Consider the following 14,572-nt stretch of genomic DNA (forward strand, 5'->3'; position numbering starts at 1 on the left):
TTCGATTGCCTATGGCCTTAGGCCGGCAAGGCCGAAATGTCCTGCGGTGTCGCGGGAAGGCGCCCCGCGTCGAGCAGGCGCCGCCCCAACGCGATCACGCGCTCGGGATCCAGGGCCTGCTGCGATTCCTGCTGCACGCGGACCCATTCGTCGTCGTCGAACAACGCACGGTGGTAGGCCATGAGCTTCTGCTGCAGGAACTGCCGATCCGCTTCCGGGTGCCCCTGGATACCCAGGAACTGCCCATTCACCAGGAAAACTTCGTGCGGGATCGTCTGCGAGGACGCCAGCTGAACGCCGCCCGGCGGCAGGGTGGTCACGCATTCGCCGTGGCTTTGCACCAGCACGGTGGGGCCTGCGCCGACCTGAGGGCCAAACAGCACCTGGGCCTCGCTGCTCCATTCCAGCCGGTCCGCGCCCAGCTTGAAGCGACCGGACGGATTTCTCCCGACCTCCCCGCCCAAAGCGGCTGCGATGGCCTGGGCGCCGAAGCAAAGCCCGACCACCGGCCCCTCGCCACGCTGCGCCGCACCTCGCAGGAACGCCAGCAGGTTGCTCACCAGGGGCGTCTGCGCGTCATCGATCACCGACTTGGGACTGCCGCTGATGACATGCCCTGAATAATCGAATGCCTTCTCGAGAAAATCATTTTCAACAGGCTGGATAATCTCCCATTCTTCATTTTCCCGGCCAAAGGCCGAGATCATTTTTTCCTGCAACTCCAAGTCACCCGATGCATCCGAGCACCATATAACTGCGTACTTCTTCATGGCAGTCATCAGAAAATCTCCCATTCTTCATTTTCCCGGCCAAAGGCCGAGATCATTTTTTCCTGCAAATCCAGGTCGCCCGATGCATCCGAGCACCATATAACTGCGTACTTCTTCATGGCAGTCATCAGAAAAGCTCGAAATATTCACGATGCTCCCAGTTGGTAACCGGATCACCCGAGAAATCCACCTGCCCTTCGGCATCAACGAACCTTTTCCATTCGCTGCGCCGCAAATGCAACCAATAACGGATGAATTCCTCGCCGAATGCCTCACGGAAGAATTTCGAGGTTTCCAGCACCTCCAGCGCCTCGGACAGGTTATGAGGCAGGATGGTGACGTCCGCCGCATAGGGTGTTTCCTGCAGCGGCCCCGGATCGAGTTGGCGGCGGATGCCGTCGATCCCGGAAAACACCTGGGAAGCCAGGTAGAGATAGGGGTTGGCCGCCGGCTCGCCGATCCGGTTCTCCACCCGGCTGGCCGGGTCGCCGGGTGCGGAGATGACACGCGCCATCGCGGCGCGGTTGTCCTTGGCCCAGGTCACGCGATCTGGCGCCAGCGAATACGGGCGGCGACGGCGGTAGCCGTTGATCGTCGGCGTGGTGAAGCTCGACGCTGCGCAGGCATGCTCGAGCAGCCCGCCGACGTAGGAGCGCCCCAGCGCCGAGAGCGCCTCGCCCGGCTGCGGAATGAAGGCGTTGGCGCCCGAGTCCCGCGCCGTGAGTGACTGGTGGAGGTGCCAGCCGGAGGCTACAAAGCCTTGGATGGCGGGCTTGCACATGAAGCTCGCGAGATAGCCTCGCCGACGGCAGACCTGCTTGACCGCGTTGCGGAACAGCACCATCGTGTCCGCCACGTCCAGGCCGGGCATCACGTCGAAGGTGGTCTCCATCTGGCTCGGCGCCCACTCGTCCTCGATGCTGCGCAGGGGCATCCCCAGGGCCAACAGGTGCTGGCGCACCTCGGCCATGATGGGCTCGACCTCGTCCAGGTGGTTCTCCAGCAGGTACGAATACCCTTTGGCCACCGGCATCACCTTGGGAGGCGCCGCAGGCGTTCCGGGGCCGCCAAGGGTTTCGGGCTCCAGGCAGGGATCGACGATGCGCGTCAGATACCACTCGACCTCGAGGCCGGCCTGGTAGTCGTAGCCCAGGTCCTGCATCTCGGCCAGCGCCTTTTTCAGGATGGCGCGCGGACTCAACGCGAACGGGCGCCCACTGGTCATGTAAAGGTCGGCCAGCATCCAGCCGGTGCGATCCGCCCAGGGCAGGATGCGAAACGTGGTGGGGTCCGGGACCATCACGACGTTCGGGCTGCCGGCCAGTTCGGCGCTGCCGAGGCCCCCGTCGGCAGAGAAAGGGTTGAATACGATGGCGCTGGCGGTATCGAAAAAGAACGGCGCCATCGTGATCTCCGAGCCGCTGGCGAATGCCGACTTGAGCGCGGCGACCGACAGCATTTTTCCGCGCAGCAGTCCGTACTGATCCGGCCAAGACAACCGAACCATCTGCAGCCCCGCTTTCTCAATTTTATTCAGGACGTCTGCTGCTGCGGCTTTCTGGGTATCCGACCAGATGCCGTGCTTTTCAATGAATTTCCCGCTCATCGCGTCTCCTAGGTTATTTGCGGCTAATTATATTAGTCGGCGATACTTGATGATCTAGGGGAAAACCCTTCAAATTCACCGTCTTTTTTTATTATCATAGATCAAAAATGATGCGTACATCCGGGAAAACACCAATCCCGCCGAGCGGGTTGCGGCCGGCATGGCACTTGATCGACCCAGAACGCTGCACCGGCTGAAGCGCACCGACTCGCGAAGCTTCACAAATGTCGCCTTCATCGGAAGGCTCGGAGCACCCGAAGCAAGACAGGAGAACACGATGGCAGAGCGATCATTCGTCGAGGAAGTCAAGAAGCTCAGGCTGGGCGAAGGCGAGGTGTTCCGCGGCGAAGGCATCCTGGCGGTGACCAAGGCGCTGCTGGAATCGGGCGTGGCCTACGTGGCCGGCTACCAGGGCTCGCCGATCTCGCACCTGATGGACGTGCTGGCCGACGCGCAGGACATCCTCGCCGACCACGGCATCCGCTTCGAGAACAGCGCCAGCGAGGCGACCGCCGCAGCCACGCTGGCGGCCTCCGTCAACTACCCGCTGCGCGGCGCCATCACCTTCAAAGCCACCGTCGGCACCAACGTCGCCTCCGATGCCCTGGCCAACCTGGCCTCCGGCGGCGTCACCGGTGGCGCGCTGATCATCGTGGGCGAGGACTACGGCGAGGGCTCATCGATCATGCAGGAGCGCAGCCACGCCTTTGCGATGAAGTCGCAGATGTGGCTGCTCGACCCCCGGCCCAACCTGCCCAGCATCGTCCAGTCGGTCAAGGACGGCTTCGAGCTGTCCGAGGCCAGCCACACGCCCGTGATGCTGCAGATGCGCATCCGCTCCTGCCACCTGCACGGGCATTTCATCTCCGGGGCCAACCGCCGGCCGGCCTTCACGGTCAAGGATGCCCTGGAGAACCCCGCGCGCGACGTCAACCGCATCGTGCTGCCGCCGGCCTCCTTCCTGCACGAGCGCGAGAAGATCGAGCAGCGCTGGCCCGCGGCCATCCGCTTCATCGAGGAGCGCTGCCTCAACGAATTCTTCGCGGAGGACATGGCCGATGTCGGGATCGCGCTGCAAGGCGGCGGCTACAACACCCTGATCCGTGCCCTGCAGAAGCTCGGTCTAGCGAACGTGCATGGCGACTCGAAGATCCCGCTGTACGTCATGAACGTGGCCTATCCGCTGGTGGACGCCGAATTCGAGCGATTCTGCCGTGGCAAGCGCGCCGTGCTGGTCGTCGAAGAAGGACAGCCGAACTTCGTCGAGCAGAACGTGGCCAACATCCTGCGGCAACTGGACATCGACACCAAGTTGCACGGCAAGGACGTGCTGCCGCTGGCAGGCGACTACAACACGGCCACGGTGCTCGCCGGCGTGCGCGCCTTCCTGGAGCGCTATGGTTTCGTCGAACCCCAGGCCCAGCCCGAACGGCGCCAGCGTCCCATCGGCATTCCCGTGATCGCGGTGCCCGCCGCACCGCCCGCAGCTCCGGCGCCGGCGATGCGCCAGCCAGCCCTGGCCTTCGCCGATGGCGACCTGGAGGACGATGCCCAGGACGATGGCGATGGCAACCGCATCCCCGTGGGCAGCCCCGTGGGCAGCATCATGGCGTACCAGCAAGGATGGCTTGCCGCAGCTGACGACCTCCCGCCGTTGAGCGAGACCGTGCATCCACGCCCTCCGGGCCTGTGCACCGGCTGCCCGGAGCGGCCGATCTTCACCGCCATCAAGCTGATCGAGCGCGAATTGGGCGCGCACCACATCAGCGCCGACATCGGCTGCCACCTGTTCTCCATCTTGCCGCCATTCAACCTGGGCAGCACGACCATGGGCTACGGTTTGGGCAGCGCCAGCTCGGCTGCCTTCACCGTCGCCCCGGGCAGCGCCCCAGCCGCCAAGCGGGCGATCTCGATCATGGGTGATGGCGGCTTCTGGCACAACGGCCTGACCTCCGGCATCGCCAACGCGGTTTTCAACCGCAGCGACAATCTGACCGTCATCGTCGACAACAACTACAGCTCGGCCACCGGCGGCCAGGACATTCCGTCCTCGCGCGCGCTCAATCCAACGCGCAGCACGGGCCACGAGATCGAGCGCGCCGTCAAGGGCGTGGGCGTCGACTGGGTGCGCACCATCAAGCGCACCTATGACCTGAAGGCCATGATGGCCACGCTGCGCGAGGCGCTGACCACGCCCGAGCAAGGCCCCAAGGTGCTCATCGCCCAGAGCGAATGCATGCTCAACCGGCAGCGCCGCGAGAAGAAGCAGGTGCGCCAGGCGCTCGCCGACGGCCAGCGCGTGGTGCGGGAACGCTTCGGCGTCGATCCCGACACCTGCACGGGCGACCATTCCTGCATCCGGCTGTCGGGCTGCCCCTCGCTCTCCATCCGAGACAACCCGGATCCGCTGCGCACCGACCCGGTGGCCATGGTCATCGACAGCTGCGTGGGCTGCGGCAACTGCGGCGAAGTCGCGCATGCAGCCGTGCTCTGTCCTTCGTTCTACCGCGCCCAGATCGTGAGCAACCCGACACGCTGGGACCGGCTGCTCCAGCGCGTGCGCACCGCCGTGATCGGCTGGCTGCAGCGCGGCGATGCCCGCCGCCGCGCCCGCTACGCCTTCTGAACGGCATGCCGCACCGCAAGCCGAGCCCCAACGCCGATGCACCAACCGTTCCACCTCTCTCGCTTCAACCAGAACCATGAGCCCCCGTGACCTTCCTCCAGCGACGCTGACCGAACCGATCAAGATCGCCGTCCTGGCGATGGGTGGCGAAGGCGGTGGCGTGCTTGCCGACTGGATCGTCGACCTCGGCGAAGCCAATGGCTGGTTCGCCCAGACCACCTCCGTGCCCGGAGTCGCGCAGCGCACCGGTGCGACGATCTACTACGTGGAATTGTTCCCTGGCGCCGACGTTCCAGGAGCGCGGGCGCCCGTGCTCGCCCAGGCGCCACTGCCCGGGGATGTGGACATCGTGCTGGCCTCCGAGCTCATGGAAGCCGGCCGGGCCGTCCAGCGGGGCTTCGTGACGTCGCACAACACGACGCTGATCACTTCCACGCACCGCGTCTACTCGATCGCCGAGAAATCGGCGATGGGTGACGGCCGGGTCGACAGCGCCGCTCTCCTGCGACAGGCCGGACGGGCGGCCAGGCGCTTCATCAGCTTCGACATGGCCGAGGCCGCCGAGCGCACCGGCAGCGTGCTCAGTGCGGTCCTGTTCGGCGCCCTGAGCGGCTCGGGGGTGCTGCCGTTCAGCTGCAAGCAGTTCGAAGAGACCATCGAACGCGGTGGTGTCGGTGTCAAGCCCAGCCTCAAGGCCTTCGACTTGGGCCAGGCCGAAGCGCGCAAGGCCGATACCGACGCGCCCCCATCCAAGCCGCGTGCGCCGCAGTCCGCCGCCGCCGATGTTCAGCCGAGCCACCCCGCCGTGGCCCGCCTGGTCGCGCGCGCACTCCAACTGCCCGCCAGCGTGCGCGGCACCGCCGTCGAGGGGGTCCGCCGTCTCGTGGACTAGGGGTCTCCTCGTTTTCAGTGCAATAAGTGACGGTACGCAAAGCTAGCACTGGCGCGGGGGTGGTCTGGGTAGACCGTTGATTTCATTGACTTTCCTGTTCGCTTTGTAAACGGGTATGGTGGCCTCCCACTTTTGAGGTTCACGATGCAGGGTTGGCACACAACGTTTTTGGGGATGCGTGGGCTCCCCCGCGATATCAGCGACTTCGAGATGAAGGCATTTTTCACCTTCGATGGTGCCGAGCGCGACGCAATCAATGCACGCCGAGGTGATTCCCACAAGCTTGGTCTGGCGCTCCATATTGGTTTCCTGCGCATGAGTGGGCGTTTGCTCGGTGCCTTTCGGGTAATTCCAGTAGCCTTGTGGCGCCACCTTGGCAACGAGCTTGGCATTGCAGCACCAGAAGTCGCCTCGCTGAGAGCCATGTATGAACGCGGGCGCACGCTATTCGATCGTAAGCGTTCCGCGAACCCATCTTTCATCTCACCGTTGAAGCTGCGAACCTCGGGTCTTCGCAATCAACGAACGAGACGAGGTGGACATGGATCGACAGCAGATGGAACGGTGCCTGGAGCAAGTGGCGGCGTATCGTGCCTCTGGCCAGAAGGCGCAGGTATGGGCCGAGGCCAACGGGGTGCCAGCGGGAACGCTGCAAAGCTGGTGCGCACATGCGCGGCGCTGGCAGGCGCGGCTCGACGGCGTCAGCCCTGAGCCCTCGCCAGCCGCCAGGCCGAGCGGCTTCGTGGCCGCCCGCGTGGCGCCTGGTGCCGCATCGACATCGGTGCGCGTCGAATTGAACGTGGGAGGCACCCGGCTCGATCTGCATTGGCCGCTGGCGCACACGCGTGAACTCGCTTCGCTGCTGCGGGAGTTCGGCCGATGATTCGCATCGACGTCATCTGGCTGGCGCTTGGCGCGGCCGACCTGCGCGGGGGCATCGACACGCTGTTGGCCCAAGTGGTGCGCGGCTTCGCGCTGGGCGCGCAAGCCCACCACGCCTACGTGTTTGCCAACCGCCGCGCCGACCGGCTCAAGGTGCTGGTCTACGACGGCGCGGGCATGTGGCTGTGCACCCGGCGGCTGCAAGCGGGCAGCTTCGCCTGGCCGCGCCAGGACACGGGGTCACTTCAACTCACGCGCGAGCAGTTCGACTGGCTCGTCGCGGGCCTGCCGTGGCAGCGCCTGGGCAGCGCGCAGCCGCAGTCGATCACGGTGGTCTGAATGCGCTCGATTCGAGGTCGGGATTTGCGCGTTTGTCTATTGGAGAAAGTCATGCCTCGCGCGCACGCGCGCGCGAGGCATGATGGCGGCCATGCTCGAAGGCCCGGACACCCACACGATCGATGCGCCGGGCGCACTGGATTCGATGCAGGAGCTGCGCGATGTGATCGGGCGCATGCAAGGCGAGCTGAAGTTCAAGCAAACCAGGATCGAGGCGCTGAACTTCGAGATCGCGCGGCTGAAGCGCTGGCGCTTCGGCTCCTCCAGCGAGAGCCTGGAGACGAGCACGCAGGCGGTGCTGTTCGATCAGATCCTGGCCGACACGGCGCTGGAAGACCGCGCCGCCCAGCAAGACCAGAAGCCACCGGTAGCGCCACCCCGGGCCAAAGGCCAGGCGGTGCGCCAGGCGCTGCCGGCGAGCCTGCCGCGCATCGATCACCATCACGAGATCGAGCAGACCCACTGCGAGTGCGGCCAGCCCTTCAAGCGCATCGGCCAAGAAGTCAGCGAGCAGCTCGATTGCGTGCCGGCCCAATTCTTCGTGCTGCGCCATATCCGCGGCAAGTACGCCTGCACGTGCTGCCAGACGATCCAGGCCGCGCCGATGCCCGCGCAGATCATCGACAAAGGCATCCCCGCGCCGGGCCTGCTCGCGCAGGTGGTGGTGGCCAAGCACGACGATCACTTGCCGCTGTACCGGCAGGAAGAGATCTACGCGCGCTCTGGCGTGCACATCCCGCGCTCGAGCATGGCCCAGTGGATCGGCATCTGCGGGGTGCGTCTGGCACCGCTGGCCGATGCACTGAAGGGCTTCATCCTCAGCCACGGTGTGATCCACGCCGACGAGACGCCGGTGTCGCTGCTGGCGCCGGGGCGCGGCAAGACCAAACGGGCCTACGTCTGGGTCTACCGCACGACCAACTTCGTGGCCCAGCGCGCGGTGCTGTTCGACTTCACCGCCAGCCGCGCCGGCGAACATCCGCGGCGCGTGCTGCGAGGCTTCGGCGGCACGCTGGTCAGCGACGATTACAGCGGCTATTTTGGGCTTCAGGCGCAAGGCGTCAGCGCCGCACTATGCTGGGCCCACGCGCGGCGCAAGCTGTTCGAGGCGCACGAGTTCAACGCCAGCCAGATCGCCGGCCAGGCGGTGGCGCTGATCGCAAAGCTGTACGAGGTCGAGCGCGAGGCGCGCGAACTCGAACCCCAGGCACGGTGGCTGCTGCGCCAGCAACGCTCCAGGCCCATCGTCCAGGCCCTGCACCTCTGGCTGACCGGGCAGCGCCAGAAGCTGGCCAATGCCGACGTGACGGCCAAGGCGATCGATTATTCGCTGAGCAATTGGCGCGCGCTCACGCGCTACCTGGACGACGGCGACGTCCCAATCGACAACAACGCGGCGGAGAACGCGGTGCGCCCGCTGTGCGTTGGCCGCAAGAATTGGCTTTTTGTAGGCTCGCAGCAGGCCGGCGAGCGCGCTGGCGTGGTCATGAGCCTGATCGAGTCGGCCAAACTAAACGGGCACGATCCCTGGGCCTACCTCAAGGACGTCTTCGAGCGTCTGCCCACGCTCAAGCAGCGCGACCTCGCGCAGCTGCTGCCGCACAACTGGCGGCCTGCCACCGACATCGCCGTGCCAAACGCGGCGCTCGCCGCCGCCGCGTAGAACCATCCTTCAACACGCCGTCATCGACGGCGCAAGGGTGTCGTTCGCGGAACGCTTACATTCGATCACCAACAAGTAGCCTGCACGGTCCTTGGATTCCAGTGGATGAGCGAGCACCAGCGCCGCTCACTGGTACGTGAACTGCGCGACGAAGTGGCGCGCTGCGCCGACCGCGATCAGCTACTCGTGCGGGCGCGTCAATGGCTGTACAAGAACAAGCTGGTGATCGTGCACGAGCGGGCAATTCGGACACTGATTGCGGCGGCACTTGCCCAGCTTGAAGTTGAAACAGGCACCGCCATCGCCGCCAGCGTTGATCCAGCAACACTTGATCGCTGGCGAGCCTCAGTTTCAGAGCTGCGCCCAGATGGACAAACCCAGCAGAGTTGGCTATGGGCTGCACCGGCGAAACACTCAACCCGCCAAATCAGCGAGGTACTGGAGCGCATCGACCTGCTTTACACGCTGGACGTTCATAAGCACCTGGCAGACATCCCCGATCTCATCTTGCGCCGCTACGCGCGCCGACTTGTCTCCAGGCCGCCCTCAGCCGGAGCCAAGATCAAAGAGCCAGCGCGCACCGTGGAGGTCGCATGCTTTCTTCGGTATTGCCTGTTCACCACCACAGACCAGTTGATCCTTATGGTGCAGCGCCGGATCGCCGATCTGTGGCGTCAGGCTGCCGCCGATGTCCCCGCTACCGTCAATTGGGCCGCAATGTACAAAACGCTGCTCGGCGAACTTGTTGCCTTGAGCGCGCAAGGTGCGGTGCCAGATGCTGAGTTGCGTGCCCGTCTTGAAGCCTTGATCACCGAAACCCAGAAACGCAAACCACCGAGCAGGGCCTCCCTGGTCCGCGAGGGATTGATTGATGGAATTCGCCCCGTGCGGTCGTTGCTCGTCGCCATTGCAAAGCTGCCCTGGCAGGCCACCGGCGAGCATCCTGCCATCGAGTACCTTGCCAAGCTGCAAGCTTTATATCTCAAAGGATCCAGAAAGCTGCCAGTTGAAGTGGTGGCACCAAGTCTGGGAATGATCTGGCAGGTTTCGATCTCCAGCCCAGACCGGGAACGGGCGTTTCAGGCGTTGGAGGTGGCCACCCTGTTTGCCCTGCGCCGCGCGGTGCGCAATGGCTCGGTCTGGATTGAGCACAGCCTGAGCTTTCGGGGTCGTGCGCGCTTGTTCTTCACGGACGAGCGTTGGCAGGCAGAGTCCAAGAAACACTATGCCCGTCTATCGTTACCCAGCAAGGCTGCCACTTTCTTGAAGCCTTTGCTGGCCAGAGTAACTGCCGGTGTCGATGCGGTGGCCGCTGCAGCCCGCAGTGGCGTACTGCGCGTGGATGATGAACTCCATTTGTCGCCATTGCCCGCAGAGGACGAAGACCCAGAAGTGACCAAGCTGCGCGCGGCTTTGGATCACCGCATCGGTGAGGTTCAATTGCCGGAAGTGATTCTGGCCGTTGACGCCCAGGTGCGCTTTAGCTGGATCATGCTCGGACGTGAGCCGCGCTCTACCGACGAGCTGCTGATGGTCTATGCCGGCATCATGGCCCACGGCACCAGTCTGACTGCGGTCGAATGCGCGCGCATGATTCCGCAATTGTCTGCCACCAGCATTCGCCAGGCCATGCGCTGGGCGCGGGACGAACGGCGTCTGAGCCAGGCCTGCCAGGCTGTGCTGGAATTCATGCAGCGACACCCGATTGCCGCCACCTGGGGGCGGTCCGATTTGGCATCTTCTGACATGATGACCATGGAGACCACCAAACGGGTGTGGCAAGCCCGGCTTGATCCTCGGCGCAACACACCTTCCATTGGAATCTACTCCCATGTAAAAGACCGGTGGGGCATCTTCCATGCGCAGCCCTTTGTGCTCAATGAGCGCCAGGCGGGCGTGGCCATTGAAGGTGTCATCCGCCAAGAAAAGCTGGAGACCAGCCAGCTTGCTGTGGATACCCATGGCTACACCGACTTTGCCATGTCACATGCCCGTTTGCTTGGTTTTGATCTTTGCCCGCGGTTGAAGGAACTCAAACAGCGCCACCTCTTTGTGCCACGCGGCACCAAAGTGCCCGCAGAAATCGCTGCGGTGTGCGAAGCCAATGTCGACGTCGCTTTGATCGAAAAGCATTGGGATAGTCTGGTGCACCTGGCAGCCTCGGTCATGAGCGGACATGCCAGTGCGGTGGCAGCTCTTGCGCGGTTCGGTTCTGCCGCCCAGGGCGATCCAATCTATGAGGCTGGCGTGCAATTGGGGCGGTTGCTGCGTACGGCGTTTTTGGCTGACTACTTTGTCAAGGACGCTTTCAGGAACGAGTTGCGCCGGGTGCTCAATCGGGGCGAGGCTGTTAACGCCCTCAAGCGCGCCATTTATACCGGCCGGATCAGCCCGGCGCAGGCCAAACGTGTCGATGAAATGCAGGCTGTGGCCGATGCGTTGAGCCTGATGGCCAACATCGTGATGGCGTGGAATACCTCACAGATGCAGGCGGTCCTGGATCGCTGGTCGAACCGCCGCCAGGTCATTCCACCGGAACTGATCGGGAAGATTGCGCCCACCAGGCTGGAGAGCATCAACTTGCGGGGTGTGTTTCGCTTCCCGGTTGACCGCTATGCTGACCAAATCCTGCCTTCGCGGCCAAATGCATCGATAACTGGCACCAATGGATGAAACCGACCACGGTTTGACGCCACGAATCGCAGATTTGAAAGTGAACAGGAAAGTCAATGAAATCAACGATCTACCAACACCACCTCCGCGCCAGTGCTAGCTTTTCGTACCGTCACTTATTGCACTGAAAACGAGGAGACCCCTAGATAGGGATACCCGACTGGCTGATTTGCGCATCCGGTCAGCGCTTCGGCGACCCCGGTGTATGCGTCAAGTAACTTGTGGATGAATTCGACAGCGATCGTGCTCAGGCATATCGACCTAGTGGACGCCACCATTGACCACGTGGCCTGCCTCGGCAGCTGGATACAGATGCCGCGCAACGACCGCACCGCGATCTTTACGGCTGCCCTGCATGCGGGCGAGGCGTTAGAGTACATCCTGGCCCGGGAGATGCCGTGATGACCGCTGTCCGCGCCCGCGTCGCTCCGTGGGACCCCGGCGAGTCGCCGCTAGCAGCGGTCGCGGCGTACACGGGCAACATGCTGGGGCAAGCCCTATCCGCTGTCCCGGTGCTTTTTCTTGTCAGAATCTCAGTGATGCTCTCGACCGCCCGTGCCGCCGCTTCCGCTCCTTCGGGCCTTGATCCCGTCGACCCTTTGCACGCCATGCTGCTGGCATCGGGGTATACGGACTTGCGCGTCGTCGACGGCGTCTTGTGCGCGGTGCGCCGGTTTAATTTCACGACGGCGATCATCGTCGGGCTGGATCCTGTCGGCTACGTGCGCCGGTACTGTTACGAGCACGGGTCGGATGCCCGCGCCGCGCTGGCAGCTTGGAACGGGCGCGAGCACCCGCCGGCTCCCTGGATCAAGTGCAAAGGCGCGGGCATCGACTTGCTGAACCCTTCGTTCGCCTGAAATAACCGCACCCGCTTGCGGCACACGTCGCTCGACAAGCGACGTGCAGCACTGGCCTCAGGCTCGGCCGAACGGCAGCGTGGCCTTGGATCATTCTGACCGAGCTGGGCGTCGACATGGCGCTTCTGGCTGCGCTGCTTCGCTTAGCGACGGCTTTGTGCCGCTCGCGACATCGCGTAGTCTCGTGCAATATCTCGCGCGCCTGGCCATGCCCGGGAGGGCAGGGCGCAAGATTGGGAAAGACAAGGATCGCATCTAGTGTTCGGGTTGGGGTAGCGACTGTAGCAACGCCGCCTCTGCCTTCGACGACGCGCCGTTTCCAGAAGCCGTCCATACGGACCGCGCGTATGAATGCTTCAAAGCCGTGCGGCGCTCCACCGTCGCGGCATTGGGCCGAGTGCCTCTCAACTTCGCGCAGGTTCACCTCGATCGCGTGCACCTGCGCAGCCGTCCGCCACCCCTAAGACGGCGGTCCCGCAAGCTGATCGGCCCGTGGGCCTGCTTCGGCCGGAAGACTTCACCACAGGTCGCCCGACCGCTCGCTCGCGTTGACGAAAGCAGCGATCGCCATGGTGCTGAGGTGCGCGAAGCGCTGCCGTTTCCATAGGGGAGCTCGCGCGCATGCGTGACGCGTTCCGGAGGGCCGCCTGGGGTCAGTACGTCATCCGATAGCATCGACCCCTTTCAGATCCACCAAGAACAGACAATGGCCACATCCAAAACGCCTCCCGCCCCGCCGGCGAAGAAGGCAGCCGCCAAGCGGTCGCCCAACGCGGCCTTCATGAAGACGCTCACCCCCAGCGCCGAGCTCGCCGCCGTCATCGGCTCGGCGCCATTGGCACGCACCGAGGTTGTCAAGCAGCTCTGGGTCTACATCAAGGCGCACAACCTGCAGGATGAGAAGAACAAGTGTTGATTTCCATCTAGAAGTGACCCACTAAGCCCGGTGATTGGAGTGAACCCCTGTGGCTGGACCACGGGGCTCATGCGAACTAAGCCGCCTTCCGAGCAAGCTGGGATTCGAATTCGTTGGGTGGAAGATAACCGAGCGCCGAGTGAAGCCGCTTTGCGTTGTAGACCTCTTCAATGAACCGTGGAAGCCGGCTGGCGACATCACTGAAGGTCTCGTAGCCGCCGATGTAGACGTCCTCGACCTTGAGCGTCTTCATGAAGCTCTCGGCCTGCGCATTGTGGTACGGATTGCCGGGCGAGCTCATCGACCCGCGCAGCCCGGCTTCCTGCAGGGCCCTGCGATAGGTTTCACTTGCATATTGCGATCCCCTGTCCGTGTGAAAGATGCAGCCAGCCGGAGGTTGTCGGTCCTCCACTGCAGATCGCAATGCGGCCAGAGCCAGCGTCGTGTCGATGTTGCGCGAGATCGCGTAGCCCACCACCTTGCGGCTACAAGCATCCAGAATCGCGGCCAGGTAGCAAAACCCCGAAGCGATGCGGATGTAGGTGAAGTCGGCGACCCAGACCTCGTTCGGCCGCGTCGGGATGACGTTGCGATAAAGGTTCGGGAAGATCGGCGAATCGTGCTTGCTGTCGGTGGTTCGAACGAATCGCCTGCGAAGCTTGATGCCCAGGCCTTGGGCCCTCATCACGCGTGCGACCCGCTTGTGATTGACCACATGGCCGCGGCGGCGCAATTCGTGTGTCACGCGCCGGTAGCCGTAGCCTGGCACCTCGTCCTGGATGGACCCAATCAACTCGGCGAGCCGGGCGTCTCCCAAATCTTCGTCCACTGCCGTCGACCGGTAGTAGAACGTGCTGCGCGGAAGATCGATCACTTGGCACCCCCGTCGAATGGAGCAGGCTTCGGGCCGGTGACGATTGATAAGTTCTCGTTGTCGCTCACGAGGCGAAGGCGTGGAGTTTTTTTGACAAGGTCGAGCTCCATGGTGAGCTGGCCGACCTTGCGTTCGAGGGCCGCGATCTTGGCCTCGTATTCCGTGATGACCGATGCCTCAGCCTCTTCGGTGCTCAGCTCTCCCCGGTCGTACTGCGTCAGCCAGAGCTGAATCAGGTTGGTCGACAGGGTGTACTTCTTCGCCGCATCGCGCCGGCCGATGGCACCGCTGCGAATGTCCTGGCATAGCTGAATCTTGAACTCCGGCGCGTGGCGCCGGTATGGACCTCTTGATGACATGACCTTCTCCTGGTTGAAGGCCCGGTCAGCGTATCAGTTCTGATTTGCCCCGTGGTCCAGCCACAGGGGTTCACTCCAGATTTCCATCTAAATCTGACCCACGTAAGAACCC

The 14,572-nt window shown here is 63.7% G+C and carries 11 protein-coding genes and 4 pseudogenes; 10 read left to right on the forward strand and 5 right to left on the reverse strand.

The features are described from left to right. Positions 1-17 precede the first annotated feature (17 nt). Both F9Z44_RS22355 and F9Z44_RS22360 read right to left on the reverse strand, forming a co-directional pair. Positions 18-770, reverse strand: a complete 753-nt coding sequence (locus F9Z44_RS22355) for a type 1 glutamine amidotransferase (protein WP_162147771.1) — start codon at positions 768-770, stop codon at positions 18-20. Positions 771-897: 127 nt separating this feature from the next. Further along, positions 898-2,376: a glutamine synthetase family protein gene (locus tag F9Z44_RS22360; RefSeq protein ID WP_102905962.1), complete on the reverse strand. Its 1,479-nt coding sequence runs from the start codon at positions 2,374-2,376 to the stop codon at positions 898-900. A 277-nt stretch (positions 2,377-2,653) separates the two neighbouring features. On the opposite strand from F9Z44_RS22360, the gene F9Z44_RS22365 reads away from it, so the two are divergent. After that, positions 2,654-5,002 (forward strand): thiamine pyrophosphate-dependent enzyme, encoded by a 2,349-nt coding sequence (locus tag F9Z44_RS22365; RefSeq protein WP_068685872.1) that lies wholly within the window; start codon positions 2,654-2,656, stop codon positions 5,000-5,002. A gap of 76 nt (positions 5,003-5,078) precedes the next feature. After that, a pseudogene (locus tag F9Z44_RS22370) lies at positions 5,079-5,891 on the forward strand (indolepyruvate oxidoreductase subunit beta family protein); the annotation flags it as partial. Positions 5,892-5,936: 45 nt separating this feature from the next. On the opposite strand, the gene F9Z44_RS23085 reads toward F9Z44_RS22370, so the two are convergent. Beyond that, positions 5,937-6,194, reverse strand: coding sequence for a hypothetical protein (locus F9Z44_RS23085; RefSeq protein ID WP_040214134.1), 258 nt, complete (start codon positions 6,192-6,194; stop codon positions 5,937-5,939). Between F9Z44_RS23085 and F9Z44_RS22375 the strand changes: the two are divergent. The 8 genes and pseudogenes from F9Z44_RS22375 to F9Z44_RS22410 all read left to right on the forward strand — a co-directional run. Next, positions 6,090-6,362: pseudogene (locus F9Z44_RS22375) on the forward strand (DUF4158 domain-containing protein); the annotation flags it as partial. The gene F9Z44_RS23085 and the pseudogene F9Z44_RS22375 sit on opposite strands and share 105 nt — an antisense overlap. A gap of 73 nt (positions 6,363-6,435) precedes the next feature. Continuing rightward, positions 6,436-6,777, forward strand: a complete 342-nt coding sequence (gene tnpA / locus F9Z44_RS22380) for an IS66 family insertion sequence element accessory protein TnpA (protein ID WP_014386446.1) — start codon at positions 6,436-6,438, stop codon at positions 6,775-6,777. Beyond that, complete coding sequence (tnpB, locus tag F9Z44_RS22385) at positions 6,774-7,115, forward strand: IS66 family insertion sequence element accessory protein TnpB (RefSeq protein ID WP_014386445.1); 342 nt, start codon at positions 6,774-6,776, stop codon at positions 7,113-7,115. The genes tnpA and tnpB overlap by 4 nt, the downstream gene beginning before the upstream one ends. A gap of 145 nt (positions 7,116-7,260) precedes the next feature. Then, positions 7,261-8,778 carry an IS66 family transposase gene (tnpC, locus tag F9Z44_RS22390; protein ID WP_059153614.1) on the forward strand — a complete coding sequence of 506 codons (1,518 nt, stop codon included), beginning with the start codon at positions 7,261-7,263 and terminating at the stop codon, positions 8,776-8,778. A gap of 45 nt (positions 8,779-8,823) precedes the next feature. Next, positions 8,824-11,451 (forward strand): annotated as a pseudogene (locus tag F9Z44_RS22395) (Tn3-like element IS1071 family transposase); the annotation flags it as partial. A gap of 225 nt (positions 11,452-11,676) precedes the next feature. Beyond that, the gene (locus F9Z44_RS22400; protein WP_157103529.1) at positions 11,677-11,853 is read left to right on the forward strand and encodes a hypothetical protein; all 177 of its coding nucleotides are present in this window, start codon (positions 11,677-11,679) and stop codon (positions 11,851-11,853) included. Next, the gene (locus tag F9Z44_RS22405) at positions 11,853-12,311 is read left to right on the forward strand and encodes a hypothetical protein (RefSeq protein ID WP_068685915.1); all 459 of its coding nucleotides are present in this window, start codon (positions 11,853-11,855) and stop codon (positions 12,309-12,311) included. Before F9Z44_RS22400 ends, F9Z44_RS22405 begins: the two co-directional genes overlap by 1 nt. Before the next feature lie 706 nt (positions 12,312-13,017). Beyond that, positions 13,018-13,221, forward strand: a pseudogene (locus F9Z44_RS22410) (SWIB/MDM2 domain-containing protein); the annotation flags it as partial. 82 nt (positions 13,222-13,303) lie between these two features. On the opposite strand, the gene F9Z44_RS22415 reads toward F9Z44_RS22410, so the two are convergent. Together F9Z44_RS22415 and F9Z44_RS23090 are read right to left on the reverse strand one after the other, a co-directional pair. Further along, positions 13,304-14,149, reverse strand: coding sequence for an IS3 family transposase (locus F9Z44_RS22415; RefSeq protein WP_328793979.1), 846 nt, complete (start codon positions 14,147-14,149; stop codon positions 13,304-13,306). Further along, complete coding sequence (locus F9Z44_RS23090) at positions 14,098-14,460, reverse strand: transposase (RefSeq protein WP_068681404.1); 363 nt, start codon at positions 14,458-14,460, stop codon at positions 14,098-14,100. Before F9Z44_RS23090 ends, F9Z44_RS22415 begins: the two co-directional genes overlap by 52 nt. Positions 14,461-14,572: the final 112 nt, after the last annotated feature.

Source organism: Hydrogenophaga sp. PBL-H3, assembly GCF_010104355.1.
GTDB lineage: Bacteria > Pseudomonadota > Gammaproteobacteria > Burkholderiales > Burkholderiaceae_C > Hydrogenophaga.

What these genes read in the sequence shown, in the direction of transcription:
- F9Z44_RS23090 (WP_068681404.1), bottom strand. Translation starts at nt 14,460, where the DNA reads ATGTCATCAAGAGGTCCATACCGGCGCCACGCGCCGGAGTTCAAGATT.
- tnpA (WP_014386446.1), top strand. Translation starts at nt 6,436, where the DNA reads ATGGATCGACAGCAGATGGAACGGTGCCTGGAGCAAGTGGCGGCGTAT.
- F9Z44_RS23085 (WP_040214134.1), bottom strand. Translation starts at nt 6,194, where the DNA reads ATGGAGCGCCAGACCAAGCTTGTGGGAATCACCTCGGCGTGCATTGAT.
- tnpB (WP_014386445.1), top strand. Translation starts at nt 6,774, where the DNA reads ATGATTCGCATCGACGTCATCTGGCTGGCGCTTGGCGCGGCCGACCTG.
- F9Z44_RS22405 (WP_068685915.1), top strand. Translation starts at nt 11,853, where the DNA reads ATGACCGCTGTCCGCGCCCGCGTCGCTCCGTGGGACCCCGGCGAGTCG.
- F9Z44_RS22355 (WP_162147771.1), bottom strand. Translation starts at nt 770, where the DNA reads ATGAAGAAGTACGCAGTTATATGGTGCTCGGATGCATCGGGTGACTTG.
- F9Z44_RS22360 (WP_102905962.1), bottom strand. Translation starts at nt 2,376, where the DNA reads ATGAGCGGGAAATTCATTGAAAAGCACGGCATCTGGTCGGATACCCAG.
- F9Z44_RS22365 (WP_068685872.1), top strand. Translation starts at nt 2,654, where the DNA reads ATGGCAGAGCGATCATTCGTCGAGGAAGTCAAGAAGCTCAGGCTGGGC.
- F9Z44_RS22400 (WP_157103529.1), top strand. Translation starts at nt 11,677, where the DNA reads ATGAATTCGACAGCGATCGTGCTCAGGCATATCGACCTAGTGGACGCC.
- tnpC (WP_059153614.1), top strand. Translation starts at nt 7,261, where the DNA reads ATGCAGGAGCTGCGCGATGTGATCGGGCGCATGCAAGGCGAGCTGAAG.